11 protein-coding genes are annotated in these 17964 nt (G+C 58.4%); 2 read left to right on the top strand and 9 right to left on the bottom strand.

Features of this window, described 5'->3' with window-relative positions; genetic code table 11:
• Positions 1–16: 16 nt before the first annotated feature.
• The 5 genes from ETAA8_RS02835 to ETAA8_RS02855 form a co-directional block, all read right to left on the bottom strand.
• Complete coding sequence (locus ETAA8_RS02835) at positions 17–2431, bottom strand: DUF1592 domain-containing protein (protein ID WP_145084589.1); 2415 nt, start codon at positions 2429–2431, stop codon at positions 17–19.
• 162 nt (positions 2432–2593) lie between these two features.
• Complete coding sequence (locus tag ETAA8_RS02840) at positions 2594–4288, bottom strand: CRTAC1 family protein (protein WP_145084592.1); 1695 nt, start codon at positions 4286–4288, stop codon at positions 2594–2596.
• Positions 4289–4346: 58 nt separating this feature from the next.
• Complete coding sequence (locus ETAA8_RS02845; protein ID WP_145084595.1) at positions 4347–6872, bottom strand: hypothetical protein; 2526 nt, start codon at positions 6870–6872, stop codon at positions 4347–4349.
• A 91-nt stretch (positions 6873–6963) separates the two neighbouring features.
• The gene (locus ETAA8_RS02850; RefSeq protein ID WP_145084599.1) at positions 6964–7893 is read right to left on the bottom strand and encodes an SHD1 domain-containing protein; all 930 of its coding nucleotides are present in this window, start codon (positions 7891–7893) and stop codon (positions 6964–6966) included.
• A gap of 699 nt (positions 7894–8592) precedes the next feature.
• On the bottom strand, positions 8593–9477 hold the full coding sequence (locus ETAA8_RS02855; RefSeq protein WP_145084602.1) for a hypothetical protein: 885 nt from the start codon (positions 9475–9477) through the stop codon (positions 8593–8595).
• A gap of 266 nt (positions 9478–9743) precedes the next feature.
• Between ETAA8_RS02855 and ETAA8_RS02860 the strand changes: the two genes are divergently transcribed.
• Positions 9744–9953: a hypothetical protein gene (locus ETAA8_RS02860; RefSeq protein ID WP_145084605.1), complete on the top strand. Its 210-nt coding sequence runs from the start codon at positions 9744–9746 to the stop codon at positions 9951–9953.
• Between the two features lie 174 nt (positions 9954–10127).
• Here the strand turns inward: ETAA8_RS02860 and ETAA8_RS34320 are convergent, their stop codons facing one another.
• From ETAA8_RS34320 to ETAA8_RS02880, 4 genes are all read right to left on the bottom strand, one after another.
• Positions 10128–12479, bottom strand: coding sequence for a glycoside hydrolase family protein (locus ETAA8_RS34320; protein WP_202921525.1), 2352 nt, complete (start codon positions 12477–12479; stop codon positions 10128–10130).
• A gap of 64 nt (positions 12480–12543) precedes the next feature.
• Positions 12544–13566: an SMP-30/gluconolactonase/LRE family protein gene (locus tag ETAA8_RS02870; RefSeq protein WP_145084608.1), complete on the bottom strand. Its 1023-nt coding sequence runs from the start codon at positions 13564–13566 to the stop codon at positions 12544–12546.
• A 5-nt stretch (positions 13567–13571) separates the two neighbouring features.
• Positions 13572–14507: a hypothetical protein gene (locus ETAA8_RS02875; protein WP_202921526.1), complete on the bottom strand. Its 936-nt coding sequence runs from the start codon at positions 14505–14507 to the stop codon at positions 13572–13574.
• Between the two features lie 115 nt (positions 14508–14622).
• Positions 14623–15705: an NAD(P)H-dependent flavin oxidoreductase gene (locus ETAA8_RS02880; RefSeq protein WP_145084615.1), complete on the bottom strand. Its 1083-nt coding sequence runs from the start codon at positions 15703–15705 to the stop codon at positions 14623–14625.
• 162 nt (positions 15706–15867) lie between these two features.
• Between ETAA8_RS02880 and ETAA8_RS02885 the strand changes: the two genes are divergently transcribed.
• Positions 15868–17838 carry a primary-amine oxidase gene (locus ETAA8_RS02885; RefSeq protein WP_145084618.1) on the top strand — a complete coding sequence of 657 codons (1971 nt, stop codon included), beginning with the start codon at positions 15868–15870 and terminating at the stop codon, positions 17836–17838.
• Positions 17839–17964: the final 126 nt, after the last annotated feature.

Genomic DNA, 17964 nt, shown 5'->3' on the forward strand with positions numbered 1-17964 from the left:
AGGTTATCCGTAACGGTTATCTTGTTTGAAACAGGTTGGAAAGGACGAATGCTTCGACCAGATCGCGGAGGCGGTAGTCCTTCGTGCGGCTGGCTTGGGCAATTGCAGCTAAAGCCTCTCGATCTTCGAATGACATGCTGCGACGGAGGCCGTAGGTGGCTAATTTCTCGATGAACGCAGCATTGAAAGAATCGATGTCTGCCAATAGCAGCTGTTTGAATTCTTCGGGCGTTTGATAGGTGCGGCCATCGGCCATTTTGCCGGCGGCATTCACGACCGGATTGTCGCCGGTTCCTTCAACGACCTCGTGAGTCCGCCAACGACCGATCGCATCGAAGTTTTCGAAGGCCAATCCCAGTGGATCGATCTTGCTGTGGCACGAGGCACAATTGGCATCGTGGATGTGCGCTTCCAGCTTCATGCGCAACGTGGCTTTGGGAGAATCGATCGGGTTGGGTGCGATTGGATCGACATTGGCCGGCGGCGGTGGAGGTGACTTGCCAAAGACGGCCTCGGAAACCCACTTGCCGCGATGCACCGGACGATGCCGCGTGCCATCCGACGTGAGCGATAGGATCGAGGCCTGGGTGAGGAGTCCGCCGCGATGACTATCGGCTGGCAGCGAGACTCGCTGAAACTCGAAACTGGAGACCTCTGGCAAACCATAGAACCGTGCCAGCCGGGAGTTCACCATGGTCCAGTCGGAATGGAGAAACTCGCGCAGTGTCAGTCCCCGATCGAGCACTTCGCGAAAGAACGCCGTCGTCTCGCCAACCATGCTTTGCTCGAGCGACTTATCGTAGTCGGGATAAAGCTTTTTATCCGGTGGAAACATTCCCACTTTGCGCAGGTGAAGCCACTGCGAAGCGAACGATTCGCTGAACCGCTCGGCCTTGGGACTGGCCAGCATCCGCTGCACTTGCCTGGCAAGCTCGCTCTTGTCTCGCAGCTTGCCTTGTTCGGCGAGCGTGAAGAGCTCATCATCGGGCATCGTGCTCCAGAAGAGGTACGATAACCGGCAGGCGATTTCCCAGTCGCTGAGCGTGTTGCGACTGACGCTTTCATCACCCTCTGCCACAAAAAGGAAGCTCTTGGAGCACAGAATCGCGAGCATGCCCGCTTTCACTGCGTCCGAAAACTTTTCCCCCGCGGCAATTTCTGCCTTCACGATTTCGAGGTAACTACTCAGTTCCTCATCGGTGACCGGCCGCCGAAATGCTCGCCGGGCCAGTTTCTCGAGTCCACTGCGAACCTGTTCCAGATTGCCTTCTTCGCTTGGCCAGTACTCGGCCCGCCGCTGCTGTTCTTCGTCCGTGATAAACGGGCCCCGGAAGGAAACGGAATCCAAAATGAGAAATGGATAACGAGCGCGCCCTTGTTCGTCGGTCAGTTTCATCTGCCAGGGAATGCGCCCTTCCTTGGTACTGACGAAGGGCTTGTTACCGTGGCGACCGGAGCGAAAGTTGTTCGACAGACCAGGAATGTTGTTAATCACATCGATGCTCGCGTGCCCCTTGGGCAGGTGCGCGCGAAACGTCACGGTGATCGGCTGATCCTCGGGGGCGAGAATGTCCTGTTCGAACAAGACGCGGTCAAGCTGCTTCTCATAGACAAACAGTCGTGGGGCACGACCGTTCTCCGGCTTCAGGCCACTCAACGTGAAGCTAAGTTCATAGATGCCGGCCTCGGGCAGATTCATGCCAGCGCCGCGGAAGATATCGCCTGCCCACATTTCGAAGCGGACCTTATCGAGCAAACCCAACTCGCGCAGCCGCTCGCGATGATCTTCGTTGATGTGGCTTTCCGGAACTGCCCGCTTCGTTGTTTCGAAGAAAACTGGCTTCTTCGCTGGATAGGCTTCGGCCAGCACGACTTCCGCAGCCGCGAGATACTTTTCGACGTTCGCTGGCGACAAGGTCATCACAGCGCCAATGCGCTCGAAGCCATGCCACTCCGCATCTTCCGGAAAGCCCCCGGGATCGGTCGCGTCGAAGTGTACTCCGATGAGATCGCGAACCGTATTCACATATTCGTCGCGCGTTAGCCGGTTGTAGGAAACGCGGCTCCGCTTGGCTAAGCGAGCACCTTCACCTTCTTTGATTCGGGCAGCCAACCATTCGACAATGGCGGCACTCTCCTTCGCAGTCGGCAGGTTCTTCGCGTCAGGCGGCGGCATTTCGCCCGAACTGATGCGCTCCATCACCTCGGCCCACTGCGGCGTACTCTCCTGCCCCACATTTTTCGACAATTTGTCGATGCGAAAATCAGCTTCCTGTTTTTCGGGACCGTGACACCGCAAACAATGAGACTGCAAGTAGGGCTGAAGGTCTGCCTCGAAATTTGGTGCAGCAAACAGCGCAGCAGGGACCAAACTGAACCAAACCGTCGCGACGGCAAACACTACTGGCCGCCAGCGGCGCACCTCACCCATACCCACTCCAATCCTCAGCTGCGATGTAGCACAAGTCACCCGTACCCCTGCCACTCTACTCCCTGTCGAAAGCCGCGCCAATTCAATCCGATCAGCGAGAATTCGTCGAAACGACTGCGCGCCAGTTCTACCGATCACCACGTGGAGCGCTTCATTCGCTGCTTAGGGCTTTACGGCGAGTCGTTGATTCGCCTTGACGTCTTTTCGCACGATCGTTCCTTTGCCGTGCGGCAGGATTACTTCGAGATCGACGGATTCGTTTTGTCCCAACCCGAAGTGGGCTACTGCTTCCTGGCCAGAACAATAACCGTAACCAATGGCAATTTCGCGCGAGCCCAGCAGGGCAGAGGGAACGCCAGATTTGCCCGTAGCGTAAACATTTACCCGCGCGCCGATGCCCATCCGATTGACTCCATCCTTCCCCTCGACGGTCACGTCGAGCCAATGGCCGTCCGGTGTTTCGTTGCGTAGCAGCAGCGAAGGAGACTCAAGCCACCAGTTCGCCAGGAACAAATCGAGTCGGCCGTCGCGATCAAAATCGGCCGACGGTGCGGCAGCCATATAGATAATCTTCTTTTCCTTCAGGATTTTCTCGAACAGGGTGCCGGAGCGCTTGATTGCTCGGTCCTCGTCGGTAGGAAAGTCGTTGACTGCCCAGGCGTCATTACTGAACTGCGGCATATGCTCGCGCGTGGTCCCCAAATTCTTCAGAATGATCGGACAGGGCCGCCCTGCCTGGAACTTCACAATGCTGACATAGATGTCGGCCCAGCCATCGTTGTCGAAATCCTGAATCTCGACATGCGGAGCTTTCATTTCCAGTGGTTTCAATCCGGCAGCCTCTGAGACGTCTTCAAACTTGGGCGTACCGTTTTCAATTCCGCGATTGAGATAAAGTCGCACCGGGGCAGGCTTGGTCCATGGGCTTTTGAAGTGATTGCCGATGACAAGATCGGGAAGCGTGTCGCGGTTCACGTCGGCAATCGCCACACCTGCCGGTGTGTCGTCGGGTGTGCCAGTGTTCCAGCGAAATACCTCGCGAGAACCGGGAGCTTCGTGGAACTTGCCTTTGCCATCGTTGAGTAGCAGGCGATGCTCACCGCCGCCATGCGTCAAGAAGATGTCGGGCCAACCGTCGAGATTCAGATCGGCCGCCGCGACACCCAAACCGCCGAGGCCCAGCGGCAGACCGGCAGTTTCCGAAACATTTTCGAATCGGTAGTTGCCCAGGTTGCGAAAGAGGGCGGGGCCGGTTTTCACATTGGGCGAGTAGTATTGCTCGCACAGGACAAGATCCAGCAACCCGTCGCCATCATAGTCGAGTGCTGCCAGTCCGCGGCCCGCGTAACCACTCGGACATGCGCCGCTCTCCTTCGAAATGTCGGTGAACTTGCCATCACCTTCGTTGCGAAACAGTAAGCTCGGCACGGTCAGCAGTCCTTCTTTGCCGTGCGCACAATGCGACACGTACAAGTCCAGCCGACCGCTATTGTTCAGATCGACAAACAAAGCCCCGCTGCCGATGCCTGATGTTCGTACGTGCTCTTGCGCGTCGAGTCGGAACTTCCCCTTCTCGTTGCGGAACAACTGGCTCGCCTTGGAACCGGCATTATGAAAAGTGCCGACAAATAATTCGGGCCAGCCATCAGCGTTTACATCACCCCAGGCGGCTGCATGCCCACGAATACCGCCAACATCCGGCAACAGTCCCGTCGCCTGACCAGCGTCGCTAAAGACGAACGGATATTTCGACTTGGGTTCTTCCCCAATTGCGAATCTAGCCTGAACACCAGCCAGCATCGCGAGCGCTACAAGTGCCATACCGCGAGAAACAATCACTCGATTCAAGGAAAACATGGCTTCACTTGTGCGAAAGGGGAAACTCGCCGGGCTGTTGGCTGCCAGACGTGGCTTATCACGGCAGTTTTACAATATTTTCTGCTGCGTACTGCTTATCTACCCGAACCACGCGGTGATTGAGACAGTCGCCGATATAAACATACTTGTCGCTGGCGCTCGCAGTTACTGGCCAGCCCAAGGGGATCGATGGCTGAGGTTCCAAGCTGCCCGATCCCTGGCAATCGATATTCCCATACTCGCCACAGTGCAAGATTTCATTGTCCGCGTTGTCGCGCACCGAGACCGAAAACGTAATGCTGTTGGGAATGTACAGCCGGCCAAAATCATCGACATCGAACCGCGGCTTGGTGCAGACGCAGGAACCGGCTGCCCGCCATTGGCTCACGGCTCCGCAGCCGACGTATTGTGTCACCGCACCGTGGACGCTTTTCACCTTGTTGTTGCTCGAATCAATTTCGCCACCACTGGGCGGAAACTTGTAGATGGTTCCTACGGCGTTTTGATAGGCCTCGTCAGCTGCAAAACCCATTGGCAAGGTTGTCTTCGGCGGGAAGCCACCTTGCAACAGATACATGTTGCCCGCGCGATCGACCCGCAAGCTGCCACCAAAGCCGGTGACTCCAGAAATTGCCACGGGAATGTCACCCTTGCCGCGTACGTCGGCAATCTTGCGGGGAAAATCGACCAGTTCGCCCTGCGGATCGAAGACGCGCACGTGACATTCGTTTGAACCAAAGGTGGCATAGACTCGTCCTTGCGAGTCCACATCGAATCCACAGATGCTGATCCCGCGTCCAGCCCGGTTGGAGACGTAACCAAACGTGTTCGCTTCAGTCGACACGGCAGTAACCGGCTTCAATTCGCGCGTGTAGCGGGCGATGGGGCCTTCAAAACTGCCAACCGTTCCCAAGGTGAAGACATCGCCGCGGGGTCCGATTGCCACGTCGGCAGCGCGAAACGGCAATGGGCCTCCCTCTCCGGTGATACCATCGAACCGCCACACCGTGCCGCCCGAGCGCGTGACGTAGATCAACTCCTGCTCGCGATCAATGTCGGTGTAACTCACAAACGTGATCGCCTTGGGATCGCGGTTAAGGTACTGATCGCCAGCAATCGTCAACTTGCTTCCCTGGTCTTCGACACGCACCAGCGCACTGCTCTCTCGCCCGCTTTGCGTCCGCGGCCCTGCGAGCCATAGCACCGGAGCGCTCCCCGTTTCGTCGAGTGTGTATCCTCCACCGACGATACCGTCCAACTCCAAAGTCGCAACAACCTTCGCAGCCGCGCCGCGGCCGGTAATCTTCGATAGTGTGGCCGGCGGCAATGAACCACGCGAAACCTTGCGAGAGAGGACATACAAGTCGCCAGACTTGCGCGAAACCAACACTTTGTCCGGCCAGGCAACCGGTGTCTGGCTTAGCAACTTGCCTAGCGGAGAAATCTCGACGACCTGTTGATTCACCAGATCGCAGACCACGACATTCCCCTGAGCATCGGTGTCGATACCTGCCGCTGCCGATTTCTTATCCCAGGCGCTCGGCATCCAGTACGGATTCTGCCTCCAATCGGGAAGTTGCAAATCGAACAGCGGAGTGGGAACGCTCCCGGCCGTTGTGAGATCTTGACGATAGATTCGCCCCTGGGGCCAAGCGGAATCGATGTCTTCTGGCTTGCGGCCGTCATAGGGAACGCCCGCGACGTTGGAATAATACGCAGTCTTGCCATCGGGCGCGAGAGCAACTTGAATATCGAGCCAGTTGGGACAGTTGAGCTTGCTGCTGGCCGGCCACATTTTGATCGTCTGCAGCCCGTTGGAGCCATCCAGGGAGAGGAAGTTCAGTTCGCGAGACTCGGTACGGACAAAGACGACCCGACCGGCAGAAAGTCGGGGGACGATCTCGTTGCCCAGACTGGAAAAGACTGGATAGAGGCTCGATTGATTGGCAGGTAAGAAGCGCTGGTCATCCGTCTGCAACAGCGTGTATCCGCTGGCCTGCGCGGGCTTCGTCGAAGGTGGATAGGGGAGCAGCGTCCGCTGGTAGTTTCCTGCGCTATCGAATTTGCGCAGTTGCCAGGGCCACCTGCCCGAATTGCCATGACTGCCGACATCCGACATGAGCAGCACCAACAGATTACCCTGCTCGTCGGTCACCAGGCCATTCACCGGCGCGCGATAAGGCATCATCGACACGCTGCCCGTATAAGGACTACCACCAATCAACTTGCCGAAGCTGACCCGCATGCCAGCCCGCAGTCGGACTTGAAAGTCGTTGCCTTCCACCGGCCGACCGTCGTCGTCTTTGCCGTCCCACAAGAGGCTCTGCTGCAAGCCGGGCTGTAGCGGCACTGGTGGCGGATTCTTACCACCAAGCACACCAGCCGCCAGGTGGCGTACCACCTTCGACTTGCGATCCAAGATGGCGACTTCTACGTCCGTCGCCGCGCTCACCTCGAAGGCAATGCGCACTCCCGCTGCCTCGCGCGCGACTTTTGGCGAGCTCACGAAGGTAGCTTCTTTCGCGCTAACCAGCGACGCGCTCGTGCCGAGCACCAGCAACCATGCGAACCAGATGCGAGTCATGAAATCACCTTGTTGCTGGACTTCAGTTCGATCATGCCTCAATTCGCGCTGACGACTTGCGAGTGCGACGTCGTGCAGCGGCTGGCAGCCCCTATCGCGTCAACCGGCGCACCGGGCCGAGAAAATAGCCGGGCCATTGCTGCAGCGCATTTGCCGAAGCCTGATTGCTGTCGCGCCCTGGAACCACGGTCCAAACTGGCGGTCCACCAATGGCGGCACTCGGGTAGAGCGTGACTTCCCACAGCGACGTGAGCCCCACGTTGACGGCTTGCAATTTGAGGTTCAAGAGCGCGATCTCGCGCATCACTTTCTGGTCGTGATTCCGGGCCGCGGCCAGCGATTGCAGCATGAATGCCTTATCTTCGAGTTCTTCCTGTTTATCGAGGCGAACACTGCTTAGCCAATCGTCGAACCCGGCCCCTAACACTTCCTGGTCTTGCGGCGAGAGTAGGAAAAACGGCACGGCGTACTCATCGCCGTTTTCGGTTTCAAAGGCGATTCCCTTGAGCGTGAATGTCCGCTCTTGCCCCCGTTGAAGCAGCACCCAGGCTTCGAACGCGCGGCGGTCTGAGGCTTCGAGCGATTCAAGCTTTGCGACAATCTGGGGCACCAGCCTTTGATAGAACTCGGGCAGATTATCGAACCGCCGATCGTTCACGAAGATGTGTCCCCGGCGGCGCTGAATCGACAGCGGGCGACTCGTGTAGCTCACCGCGCGGGCCACCAGTTTGGTGCCGTCTTGCAGCGTCCAGGTCTGCGGACCATCGAGCTTCTGCTTCCGCAGTTCGAGTGCCTCGTTCGATTTGAGAAATTCTTGATCCTTGGTCGACAACAACTTGATCGGCAGCGAGACCAACTCGTGATCCGCACGCTGCAAGACAACCTTGTCTTCGCTCATGCTCACCAGGTCGGCTTCGAGCGTGAAATGGCCAGTCGAATCGGTCCAGGTCCGAGCCGCTTGGGCTGCAGCCGGGGCCAGGCAAAGTAAGCCAATGACGGTGCAGGTACGAATCAGTGACATGCAGGTTCTACTCCAACTTCACTCCAGGGGGTTCGCCGCGTCTGGTTTAGTTTACCAACGGAGTTGTACCGCCGCATGAAGTTCCGGCAGAGATCGCGAAAAGTAGCTCCCAGCAACGGTACCCCTGGCCCGCTGTTGATCGGTAAGCTTCGGCGATGTGATGTTCGCCAGTGCGTCGCCCCTGATCTGTGAAGTTCGTATCAGTTCTCGATCGCGACTTCTCAGCGGCGCACGCGCGGTAGAGCCAACCTGCCCCGCCCTTGGTTCGGGCCTTCAATGCTCCACAGGACGAAGCATCTCATTGGCAGCGAATTCGGCCTGCGTTGAAAGTGCCCCGAGGTTTATCAACACCCCCCTTTTGCGAGAATCACCGACAAGTCGTTTCGCGGTAACGAATTGCGTCTAACTTTCCAATCTCGAAAACATCCTATTTGTTGAAAAACCCTCTGCGGCACATCGCACCGTTCCGCCAGCCAAGCCCAGAAATGGCCATTCGCAGCGGCGCGAAATCTCGCATCCGCGCAGTCGCACTTCTTTCAGAAAGATTCGAAAACGATCGCTCGAATTTTCATGAAGTTATGATCTGTTGTCAAGTAACTAGGGGGAATAGTTTACTCGCCGCTTTGGCCTGGGCAGTACAAGTCGTTGGTGTCGTTCAACTGCACAGAGCTGCTGGTCGACTTCGCGAACGTCCCCAGACTACACCCCCAGGAAGCTCAACACGCTGTTGCCAACATCGTTGATCTGTGAGTTAAAGCTGTTCACTTCAGCGGTGAAGAGGTTGGTCTGGGCGAGAATCTGATCGCGAATGGCATTCGCGTCCGCTACAGCTTGGGCATAGTCGGCCTGGGCTTGTTCGTTGGCCTTGATCGCTTCGACCAGTTCGTCGATTTCGTCCGAGAGGTCGGCCAGTTTAGCCACTTCGGTCGGATCGACTTCGATATTGAAGCCTGCTTTGCCGCCGACGATCGGGGAAGCACCCAACGATGTCTTGAACTTGAACTTGCCGTCGTCCATCTTGGCACTCAGTTCGGCTTCACCACCTTGACCGGCCCAGCCTTCACCTTCCACGCCCACTCCAATGCCCGCGATATTCGACTTGAGATTCCCGCCAGCCTTGGCACCGGCAAAGGCACCGGCCTTCGCTTCCATGCCATCCTTCCCCAAGCTCCCTTCGGCAGAGGCTTCTGCCCCGGCCCGAGCATAGCCATCTGTACTGGCAGCAGTCTTCACTCCCAGCACTCGATTGTCCATGCTCGCGTCTCCCTTCGCTTCGATGCCGGCGAAGACGTTTGCTTTGCCTTTCAGGCCTGCGTCTTTGCTGTTCCAATTCACGCCAGCTTCGGCAGAGCCGGTCACACCGACGAGGACAGTCGCGTTCGCCTTGAGATCTACCGTCGCGACTTCCTTGCCAGCAATGGTCGCACTGGGCGAAGCATATTGAGCGTGGTGGTCGGTCTTGAACAGGCTGGCGTCCCCTTCAGCCTTCGCCGAGAGCTTACCCTGGGCTGCATCGTTTTCCAGCTTGACCTTGCCAGAAGCGGTGAAAGCCCGGGTCGTACCTTGATAGGCGGCCGAACCCACTGGCCAGTTGCCGAGACATCGGTGTTCTGCATTTCAGAGGCATGCACTTCGCCCGCGTAGGTCGCGTCGTCGGTCGGCTTGGCGACGGGGCGGGTCTTCAGACCCAGCAGCGATTGCTTGGCGAAAGAGGGGCTCGTCGACGCGGCATTTGTAGCAGTAGTCGGAGCGTGCTTTACGACGGTGCCGGTCGATTCGGTGGCTACCTTCTTTGTTTCGGCAACTGGCAGTTGGCCAACAGCGACTCGTGTTTCAGCTTGTGATTCAGCTTGAACCCCGGCTACTACAGCAACCGTCGTTATCTTCGCCTGCGGCGCGGTGAAGGCGATTTCGGCCGACTGGCGGTCGCCAATGTTTTTGACATAAACCCGCTCGCTGACGCAGCCACGCAGGTCGCTGGCCAGCAGGCGGCGATCTTCCAGGCTTTCGATGCCGAGCTTGCGATTGAAGCTGTTGAAGCGATTGAACTTGCGAGTTGAAGTGGTCATGGCAGGTGACTTTGCTGGAGGGCCTGAAGTGAGTGAACACTCCTAGCCCGTAAAGTCGCCCCGTTGCCCGCCACCTAAAACGGTCAAAAAAGGAATTAGGCGTGCCAGCAGCGGGAAATCGTCCCAACCGCTGGTGAAATCACGAGATTCTTCGCGATTCCATTTTCACTCAAACCGCAGCGAGAACAACTTCGCATCCTGCAGAACGAGGCGAACGCGAACGGGCTGGCCGGCCAGCGATTGCAGGTCGCTGCCGTTCTTCCAGGCCACCGCTTGCTTGAGGCTGTCGCCGGTCAGGGGAACACAATCGTCAGCAGCGAAATTCTTCAGGGGTTGGCCATCGGCGTCTTGCAGTTCGACGCGCACCGAGCCCTTATCGGCCGTGAGCAGATTCAACTGCAGCTTGCTGCCACTGAAGATAATGGGACGCGTGACAGCCTCGCCCCCCTTGGCGTCCGCCGCGAGAGCAACGAGACCATCGGGCCGATAAGTGAATCGCCTCAGCTTGCTGCCGTTGCCGGTGTAGTAGGCTTCTTTGGCGTAGACCGACCATTCGTTCTTGTTGTTGGGCAAACGCTGCAGGCCCCAGGCCATGTAGTTGCTGCGGTTGCCGTCGCGCTGCTGGGGTGCAGTCGGGGGAATCACAGCGTCGGCATAGCGGTGAAAGGTCTGGCCGTCGCGGCTAACCATGAAGGTCGGCTCGGTCTGCGACTTGGGTGGCAAGTAGCGAGTCGGAAACCCAATGAGAATGTGCTCGGCCCCGGGATAGTTCTGCACGGCGTTCGTGTATAGATGTTCAACCGCGGCACCCGGATAGTCGAGAAACTTCGGCTCGGTCCACGTCAGAAAGTCGTCCGAAGTGCCAGTCATGATGTCGCGAACTTTAGTGCGGAAGTGCCGGTGATACTCGCGGTATTTGCCGATGTTCGGATCCCAGAAGGCGATGTTTTGCGAATCGAACGCGCCGTGCGTGATGACCGGCTGCTCGGCCATTGCTTGCCAATGAATCCCGTCGGCGGACTTCATTGCGCGCAAGCCACCCTTCACGCGCGTAACCGCTTTGAAGCGGGCATCGGGCGCGCACTTGGGATTCGTATCGAGAAACGGACTGAAGCAGTGCGTCCCCTCGCCGTCCCACACAATGTTGTTTTGCTTGCTCCCGTTGAATTCGAATAACCCGAGTTCGGGCTTAGTGAACGTCAGGCCGTCGTCACTCTCGGCATAGCAAACCAGTTCGCGATGCGCCGGCTTATTAGTAACAGTGTCGTAGTGCGAGCCGCGGTAATACATGCGGTACTTCTGACCGTCGTGCAGCACGATGTAATACGCACTGGTGTTTCCTTCCCACGGTGCATCGGCGGCAATCACCACCTCTTTCGCCACGGGCTGTTGCACGACGAGTTGAGCCGAGCCCGTGAGACGCTGCAGCAGATAGTCATCGACGAACGGCTCCAGCCGCGAACCGATCTTCTCGGCCTTGAGCGGGACCTTGATCTTTGCCAGGTAAATCGACGTCTTCCCTTCGTGCGACGAATAGAAGCTCATCCACAATTGGCCATCGTGCCAGATCATGCCGGGATAGCTGGTATCGCCACTGCTCTTGAGCGTGAGAACCGGTTCGTACTCACCCTCGGCGGTCATTTTGATGAGTGCTGTCTTCGCGCCGCCAGGATAAACGCGCCCCGCTGCCCACAATTCACCATCGGGGAGTTGAATAAAGTTCGGCCCGCCGAAGCGATGCTTCGTCTCGGTCCATTTCCATTCTTTGTAAGGAGCCTTGCTGTGACCGATCCAGCCGTTCTTAGTTCCCCCTTCGCGACGCACCAGGGCTACCATTTCGCCATCGGGCAGGAACCGCACTGTGCTCTCGTTGGGATGACCGGGCACATCGAGGTGCGTAATCAGGTCGTACTTCACACCGTCGTTACTCACGACCAACTTCAATTTCCAATCGGCGGGGCCCGGTTCAGCTTTGCCGGTCTCGGCGGCCTTCAGCGCGGCTTCGCTGGTGCGCTCCGAAGCGTCGTAGGCAATGCCATAGCACTTGCCGCCGTGCCAGGTCACGCGCCATAGCCAATCCCCATCTTCCAGGGTGCGGGCAGTCGGAGTCCACTCGCGCCCATCTTTCGAAAACGTGACGCGGGGCTGACGGCCGAGAAGTTTCTTCCCCTCATAAACCGAGCCGCCGGCGACGATCATCAGGCGATCGTCGGGAGTAATCGACAACTTCGGATCGCGCAGGTCGATGCCCTTTTCGCAGATCAGAGCCGCGGACTCCCAAGTGGTTCCATCCGCCGAGACCAGCACTCGCAGTTGGCCATCGCCACCGACGTGACCCTCGGCTTCGCGAAAGGTGCAGTACCACTGGTCGCGCCAGCGAATCAGATCGGTGAAGGCATTGTGATTTCCCTTGTCCCAGATCTTGATGACCGAGACAACTTCGGGCTCCGCGGCCGCTGCGATGGGCAGCAGACACGCACATGCCAGGACGGACAGGACAAAGTGAGCTGTTTTCATGGTGAGCTTTAGGGCGAGTAAATGTGGTTGGAAGCTTAACAAAATCGCAGAGTTACTTCTCGAATTACTTCTCCGGCCGATAGCTGGCCTTGCCGGCAATTTTTGTCGGCAGGCTCAGGAGGAGTGAGCCGCAAGTGATATACAGCGTCTTCAAATCGGCACCGCCAAAGCGGCAATTAGTGATCGTATCTTCGGGCGTCTGCACAAAGGCCAGCAGCTTGCCGCTGGGCGAGATGACGTGAATCCCCGGGCGTGTATCGAGCGTTTCGGAAGTCTTGCGCGGTGCGTGCAGCCCCGCGGCCACATACAAATTCCCCTGTTCGTCGATGGCCATCCCATCGCCACTGCGGCCGGGATAGAAATCGATCAGCCTGGTTCCCTTGCCGAGCGTACCATCGGCCTGCAGGGGGAACGACAAAATACAACGATTAAAATCGGCCTGCGGATGAGCTTCGATCAGGTAGAGAGTTTTGTCGTCGGGCGAAATGACAATGCCGTTGGGCATGTGAATATCCGGCGCGTGAACCACCTGCGCCACTTTGCCATCCACATCGATTCGATAGACCGAGTTGACGTTCCCTTTGGCCGGATCGAGATTCGGCAGCCGCGACGTAAAGTAGATGCGCCCTTTCGCATCGAAGCACAAGTCATTCGGCGCACCGAGCGGATGGCCATTGAATTGATCGACCAGGACTTCGATTCCGCCGGTGCTCAGGTCGGTGCGCGTTACGCGCCCCGCCACTCCTTCGCAGGCCACCAATCTCCCTTGCTGGTCGAACAGCAGGCCGTTAGCCCCGCCGCTGTTCTCGCGAAAGGTTGTCAGCTCTTTGCCGTCCCACTTGAGGATCTTATTGACTTCGGTACTGGTGAAATAAACATTCCCCGCGCGATCGCAACACGGGCCTTCGGTGAATACCTTGCGGTCGACTACCTTCGCCAGCGTTGTCAGTTCGCCCAAATAGTCTGCCGTCTTCAGCCCCGCATATTGATCGGCGACTCCGGCCGCTTGACCGGTGGGCAGCGATGCGTGGCATAGACAGCCGGCCGAGACGGCAGCGGCAGTCTGCAGGAATTGACGTCGTCGCATGTTGTTCACTCCAGATGTTTCAGCACTTGTTGGCGAAGCTTGGGCAGATCAATCTGCTCGCCCGCGGCGGGGAAGGGATGCGAGAGGAGAAACCATTCTTCGGTGAACGCAGCCGACTCGCCTGGTTGCAAGCGCTCACGCGGGCCGATGGGTTCGAGCTCAATCCGCGCGCCGGCGGGATACCACACCGAAAGCGTGAGTCCAGCTGCTTCGCTATAGACACGATCGGGGAACGTCGGAAACCGCTTCACGAACAGCACATCGCCCGGCAGCAGGTATGCCAACCAGCCCGCATAAGAATCGAAGCCGAGCTTCGGCTTGCGCGGCGGCCCGAGTATCTCTAAGAAGCCGTCGCGCTCGCGAATCTTCTCATCTTGATTGCGAACGTTGATGATCGCCGAATCTTCGTACATCGCATATTTGCTAGGAAACCGACTCTGCCCTTGCAGTGGCACGAGGCAAATGCCGCCCCCGGGCGAAAACGATCGCCCCCAGTGACAAACCTCGCGCGGCTGGGACGAAATGTTCGTCATTGTCTGCCGAATCAGCAAGCTGCCGCCGGCTTTCAATTCAAAGTCGCGAGTTAACTGCATCCCGGTAGCTTCGTCCTTGACGCTAATCAGTTGCGCCGCCGATTCGCCACTGACTTTGCCGCTCCATGGACCTGACCAAAGCTGCGGATGCGGGGCAATCGTCAGCTCCGGGCCGATATCAAACCGCCCCGCGCTCATGGGCCGCGGCTTGCCTGCTTCCGGCTGCTGCTCTTTATCATCGAGCCACAGCGCCTGCTTGCCCGCGCGCGAGAACTCCAGCGCGCGACCGCCGAAGGTGGTTAGTAATGCGCGGGACTCGCCGCGGACTAATTCGATTGCATTCGCATCGCCGTGCGAGCTGATGACTTTCGCCGCTGGTTCCGCGGACAGGGCGGACGAAGCGACCATTGCCAGTGAAACCGCAACCAAACAAAAACAACTGCGATGCAACATAGGTGGGCCTGAGCGCTGGGAGGTGAGGTCGCGTTATAGTACCCGGTCGCTACGGCGGAATGCCAGCTTTTTAAGTCCCCTCGTCAAGTTTCCGCCCCAGCGCAAGTTCCAGTTCTCGCTCTAATATTCCCAGCAGTTCTGCTGCGGGAAACGCGCGCGCCAGCGGAGCGCCTTGCCCCGCGAGATAAGCGCCGTAACCCGGCACACCGGCCCCTTTGGCCGCGGCGATCAATTGCTTGGCTGCGTCGTAGGCAACGGGATAAGCGGGAACGTCATCATCGCTGGCCGCGGCAACAAGTTCCGTCAGCCGGTTGGGCAAAGCGCGAGCATCGCGACCGGAGAGGCGGCGGGTGACAAATGTCTGCTCGGCAACTGGGCTGAAGAGGGTTGCTCGATAGTCTTCACTGGCGGCCGATTCAGGGCACGCAATGAAAGCAGTCCCCAGTTGAGCTGCACTTGCTCCGAGCGAAAGAACAGCTGCGATGCCAGCACCGTCCATAATTCCCCCCGCTGCAATCACCGGCAGCGAGATCTGACGCTCGATCAACCTCGTGAGCGCGAATACTCCCAACTTGTCGTCGCCGCGCGCGGGATCAAATACTCCCCGGTGTCCACCCGCCTCGTAACCCTGAGCGATAACTCCATCGAGACCCGCATTGGCGATGGCCCGCGCTTCGGACAAGTTCGTCGCCGACGCCAGCAAAACCGTGCCCGGGTTTCGCAGCCCGGCGAGCCATTCCTCACTGGGCAAGCCGAAATGAAAACTGATTACCGGCGGGCGCTCGGTGCGCATCAATTCGAACATCGCTTCATTTTCTACGAAGCTCGGGTAATTCGCGCGCAGTTGCTGAGGTGCCTGCGTACCAAACTGAGCGAAAGCGGGAGTGAACCGGGCGAGCCAGGCTGCTTCCTTGGCGGTGTCGCTGACTGCCCGTTCGTGGCAAAAGAGATTGACTTGAAAGGGGCGGTCGGTGAGCGCCCGCGTCTCGGCAATCATCTTGCGCGCGGTGGCCACGTCCGCCGAACCAATTCCCAGCGAGCCGAGTCCCCCGGCGTTGCAAACCGCTGCGGCTAGCGCCGGTGTCGATACTCCCGCCATCGGTGCCTGAATGATTGGCAGGCGAATCCGCAGTTTCTGCAACAAGTCATTCACGCAGCGACTCCTCGCGAATACAACTTTTCAACCAACCCATTGTTGAGCGCCGCGCTACGAACCACTAGCAGGCCAGTATCGATGTTTGTCCCGCGCGCGGACGGTTGTTATATTGCGACTCAGGCGGGTAGGGATCGTTGTCTTCATATCGGAACCCGCACCATGTCTGAGTTGCTGCAGCTTGCCTCACCATCTACCAAGCCTTCCTCGAACGGCCATCCTCTCGCGCCGCATCCACTCGAGCCCCTGACGGCTGCGGAAGTTGCCCAAGCAGTTTCTATCCTGCGCGCGGCGAGCAAACTCACACCGACCACGCGGATCGTGTCGATTGCCTTGCAAGAACCGGCGAAAGAGCTGGTCCATCAAGGGGCAGCGAACATTCCCCGCGCAGCATTTGCGGTGTTGTTCGATAATGGTGCGAACGCCTGTTACGAAGCGGCCCTGTCGTTGGCGACGAATTCGCTCACGTCGTTCCGCCATATTCCCGGCGCGCAGCCCACAATGACCATCGATGAGCAGGTCGAGTGCGAGCAGGCCGTGCTGAACAGCGACGAATTCAAAGCGAAGCTGAAAGAGCACTATGGCGTCGATGGCACCGAACTGGTGATGGTCGATATCTGGAGCGCTGGGAATTATGGCAGTGAAGAAGATCGGACGCGCCGCCTTGCTCGGCCCCTCTGCTTCTTGCGTAGCGACGCGACCGATAACGGCTACGTCCGCCCCATCGAAGGACTGCGCCCGGTCGTCGACTTGAACACGATGCAAGTGATTCGCGTGGAAGATTATGGCCGCTGGCCCTTGCCGCCCGGCGAGGCGAATTATGCAGCCACGCGCGTGCCAAATCAGCGGCCAGACCTCAAGCCAATCGACATCACCCAGCCCGCTGGCCCCAGCTTTGAAGTGAACGGCTATCAAGTCCGCTGGCAGAAGTGGAACTTCGTCATCGGCTTCAATGCCCGCGAAGGACTCACGCTGCATCACCTGCGCTACAACGACGCCGGCCAAGAGCGCTCGATTCTGTACCGCGCAAGTCTGACCGAGATGGTCGTGCCGTATGGCGACCCCGGCCCGACGCAGCGCCGCAAGAACGCGTTCGATGTCGGCGAATATGGGATGGGCATGTGCGCGAACAGTCTCGAACTGGGTTGCGACTGCCTCGGGCTGATCAAGTACTTCGACGCGCACATGTGCACGAGTCGCGGCGAGCCACTGCTGATTAAGAACGCCATTTGCATGCACGAAGAAGACTACGGCATCGGTTGGAAGCATACCGACCGTCGCCTGCCCGAGACGCCCGAAGTTCGCCGCTCGCGCCGGCTGGTGATTTCGTCCGTCTCGACCGTCGAGAACTACGAATACGGTTTCTTCTGGTATCTGTATCAGGACGGCAACATCCAACTCGAAGTCAAACTAACCGGCATCCTCTCGCTTGGTGCTGCCGGACCCGAAGCTAAGCCCAAGTACGGCACACTCATCGCGCCGCAATTGTATGCGCCCAATCACCAGCACTTCTTCAACGTGCGTCTCGATTTCGATTTGGACGGTCAGCCCAACACAGTGCTGCAAGTCGATGCCGTCGCCGATGAACTTGATGAAAACAATCCGTTCGAGAATGCCTTCTATGCCAAATCGACGAAGTTGCTCAGTGAGTCGCAGGCCCGCGCGCATTTGAACTTGGAAACGTGCCGCACGTGGCGCATCGTCAACGAGCAGTCGCTCAATAGCGTGGGGGAACCGGTCGGCTATAAGTTCTTTCCCGGCGACAATGCGTTTCCGCTTGCTTCGAAGAATGCCTGGTGGCGCAAGCGAGCAGGCTTCGTCGAGAGTCACGTCTGGGTCACGCCGTTCCATGAGGCAGAGAACTATGGCGCGGGCGACTATCCCAATCAGAGCAGCGGGGGGGATGGGTTGATTCGCTGGACCGCGCAGGACCGGCCGATTGCCAACACCGACGTCGTCTTCTGGTACACCTTTGGTCACACCCACATTCCGCGGGCCGAAGACTATCCTGTGATGCCTACCGCATACATCGGCTTTTTGCTCAAACCGAGCGGCTTCTTCTCACAAAATCCGGCGAACGATGTGCCACCTTCGCCCAGGAAGCAAGGGGCGAGCAAGTCTTGCTGCCATTGATCTGAAAGATTTGGCAAACACAGAGACCTCGCGGAAGTTTGCTCTCCGCCCGCGCGGCCGATATCATCCGGGCTCACGTTCTCTACATTTAGTGTGTTCGCTTCCCGCCCGTTTGTTTCCTGCCCA

The sequence above is a fragment of the Anatilimnocola aggregata genome (assembly GCF_007747655.1).
GTDB lineage: Bacteria > Planctomycetota > Planctomycetia > Pirellulales > Pirellulaceae > Anatilimnocola > Anatilimnocola aggregata.

Excerpts from the sequence above, each read along its gene's own strand:
- ETAA8_RS02835 (WP_145084589.1), bottom strand. The coding sequence starts at position 2,431 with ATGGGTGAGGTGCGCCGCTGGCGGCCAGTAGTGTTTGCCGTCGCGACG.
- ETAA8_RS02840 (WP_145084592.1), bottom strand. The coding sequence starts at position 4,288 with ATGTTTTCCTTGAATCGAGTGATTGTTTCTCGCGGTATGGCACTTGTA.
- ETAA8_RS02845 (WP_145084595.1), bottom strand. The coding sequence starts at position 6,872 with ATGACTCGCATCTGGTTCGCATGGTTGCTGGTGCTCGGCACGAGCGCG.
- ETAA8_RS02850 (WP_145084599.1), bottom strand. The coding sequence starts at position 7,893 with ATGTCACTGATTCGTACCTGCACCGTCATTGGCTTACTTTGCCTGGCC.
- ETAA8_RS34320 (WP_202921525.1), bottom strand. The coding sequence starts at position 12,479 with ATGAAAACAGCTCACTTTGTCCTGTCCGTCCTGGCATGTGCGTGTCTG.
- ETAA8_RS02870 (WP_145084608.1), bottom strand. The coding sequence starts at position 13,566 with ATGCGACGACGTCAATTCCTGCAGACTGCCGCTGCCGTCTCGGCCGGC.
- ETAA8_RS02875 (WP_202921526.1), bottom strand. The coding sequence starts at position 14,507 with ATGGTCGCTTCGTCCGCCCTGTCCGCGGAACCAGCGGCGAAAGTCATC.
- ETAA8_RS02885 (WP_145084618.1), top strand. The coding sequence starts at position 15,868 with ATGTCTGAGTTGCTGCAGCTTGCCTCACCATCTACCAAGCCTTCCTCG.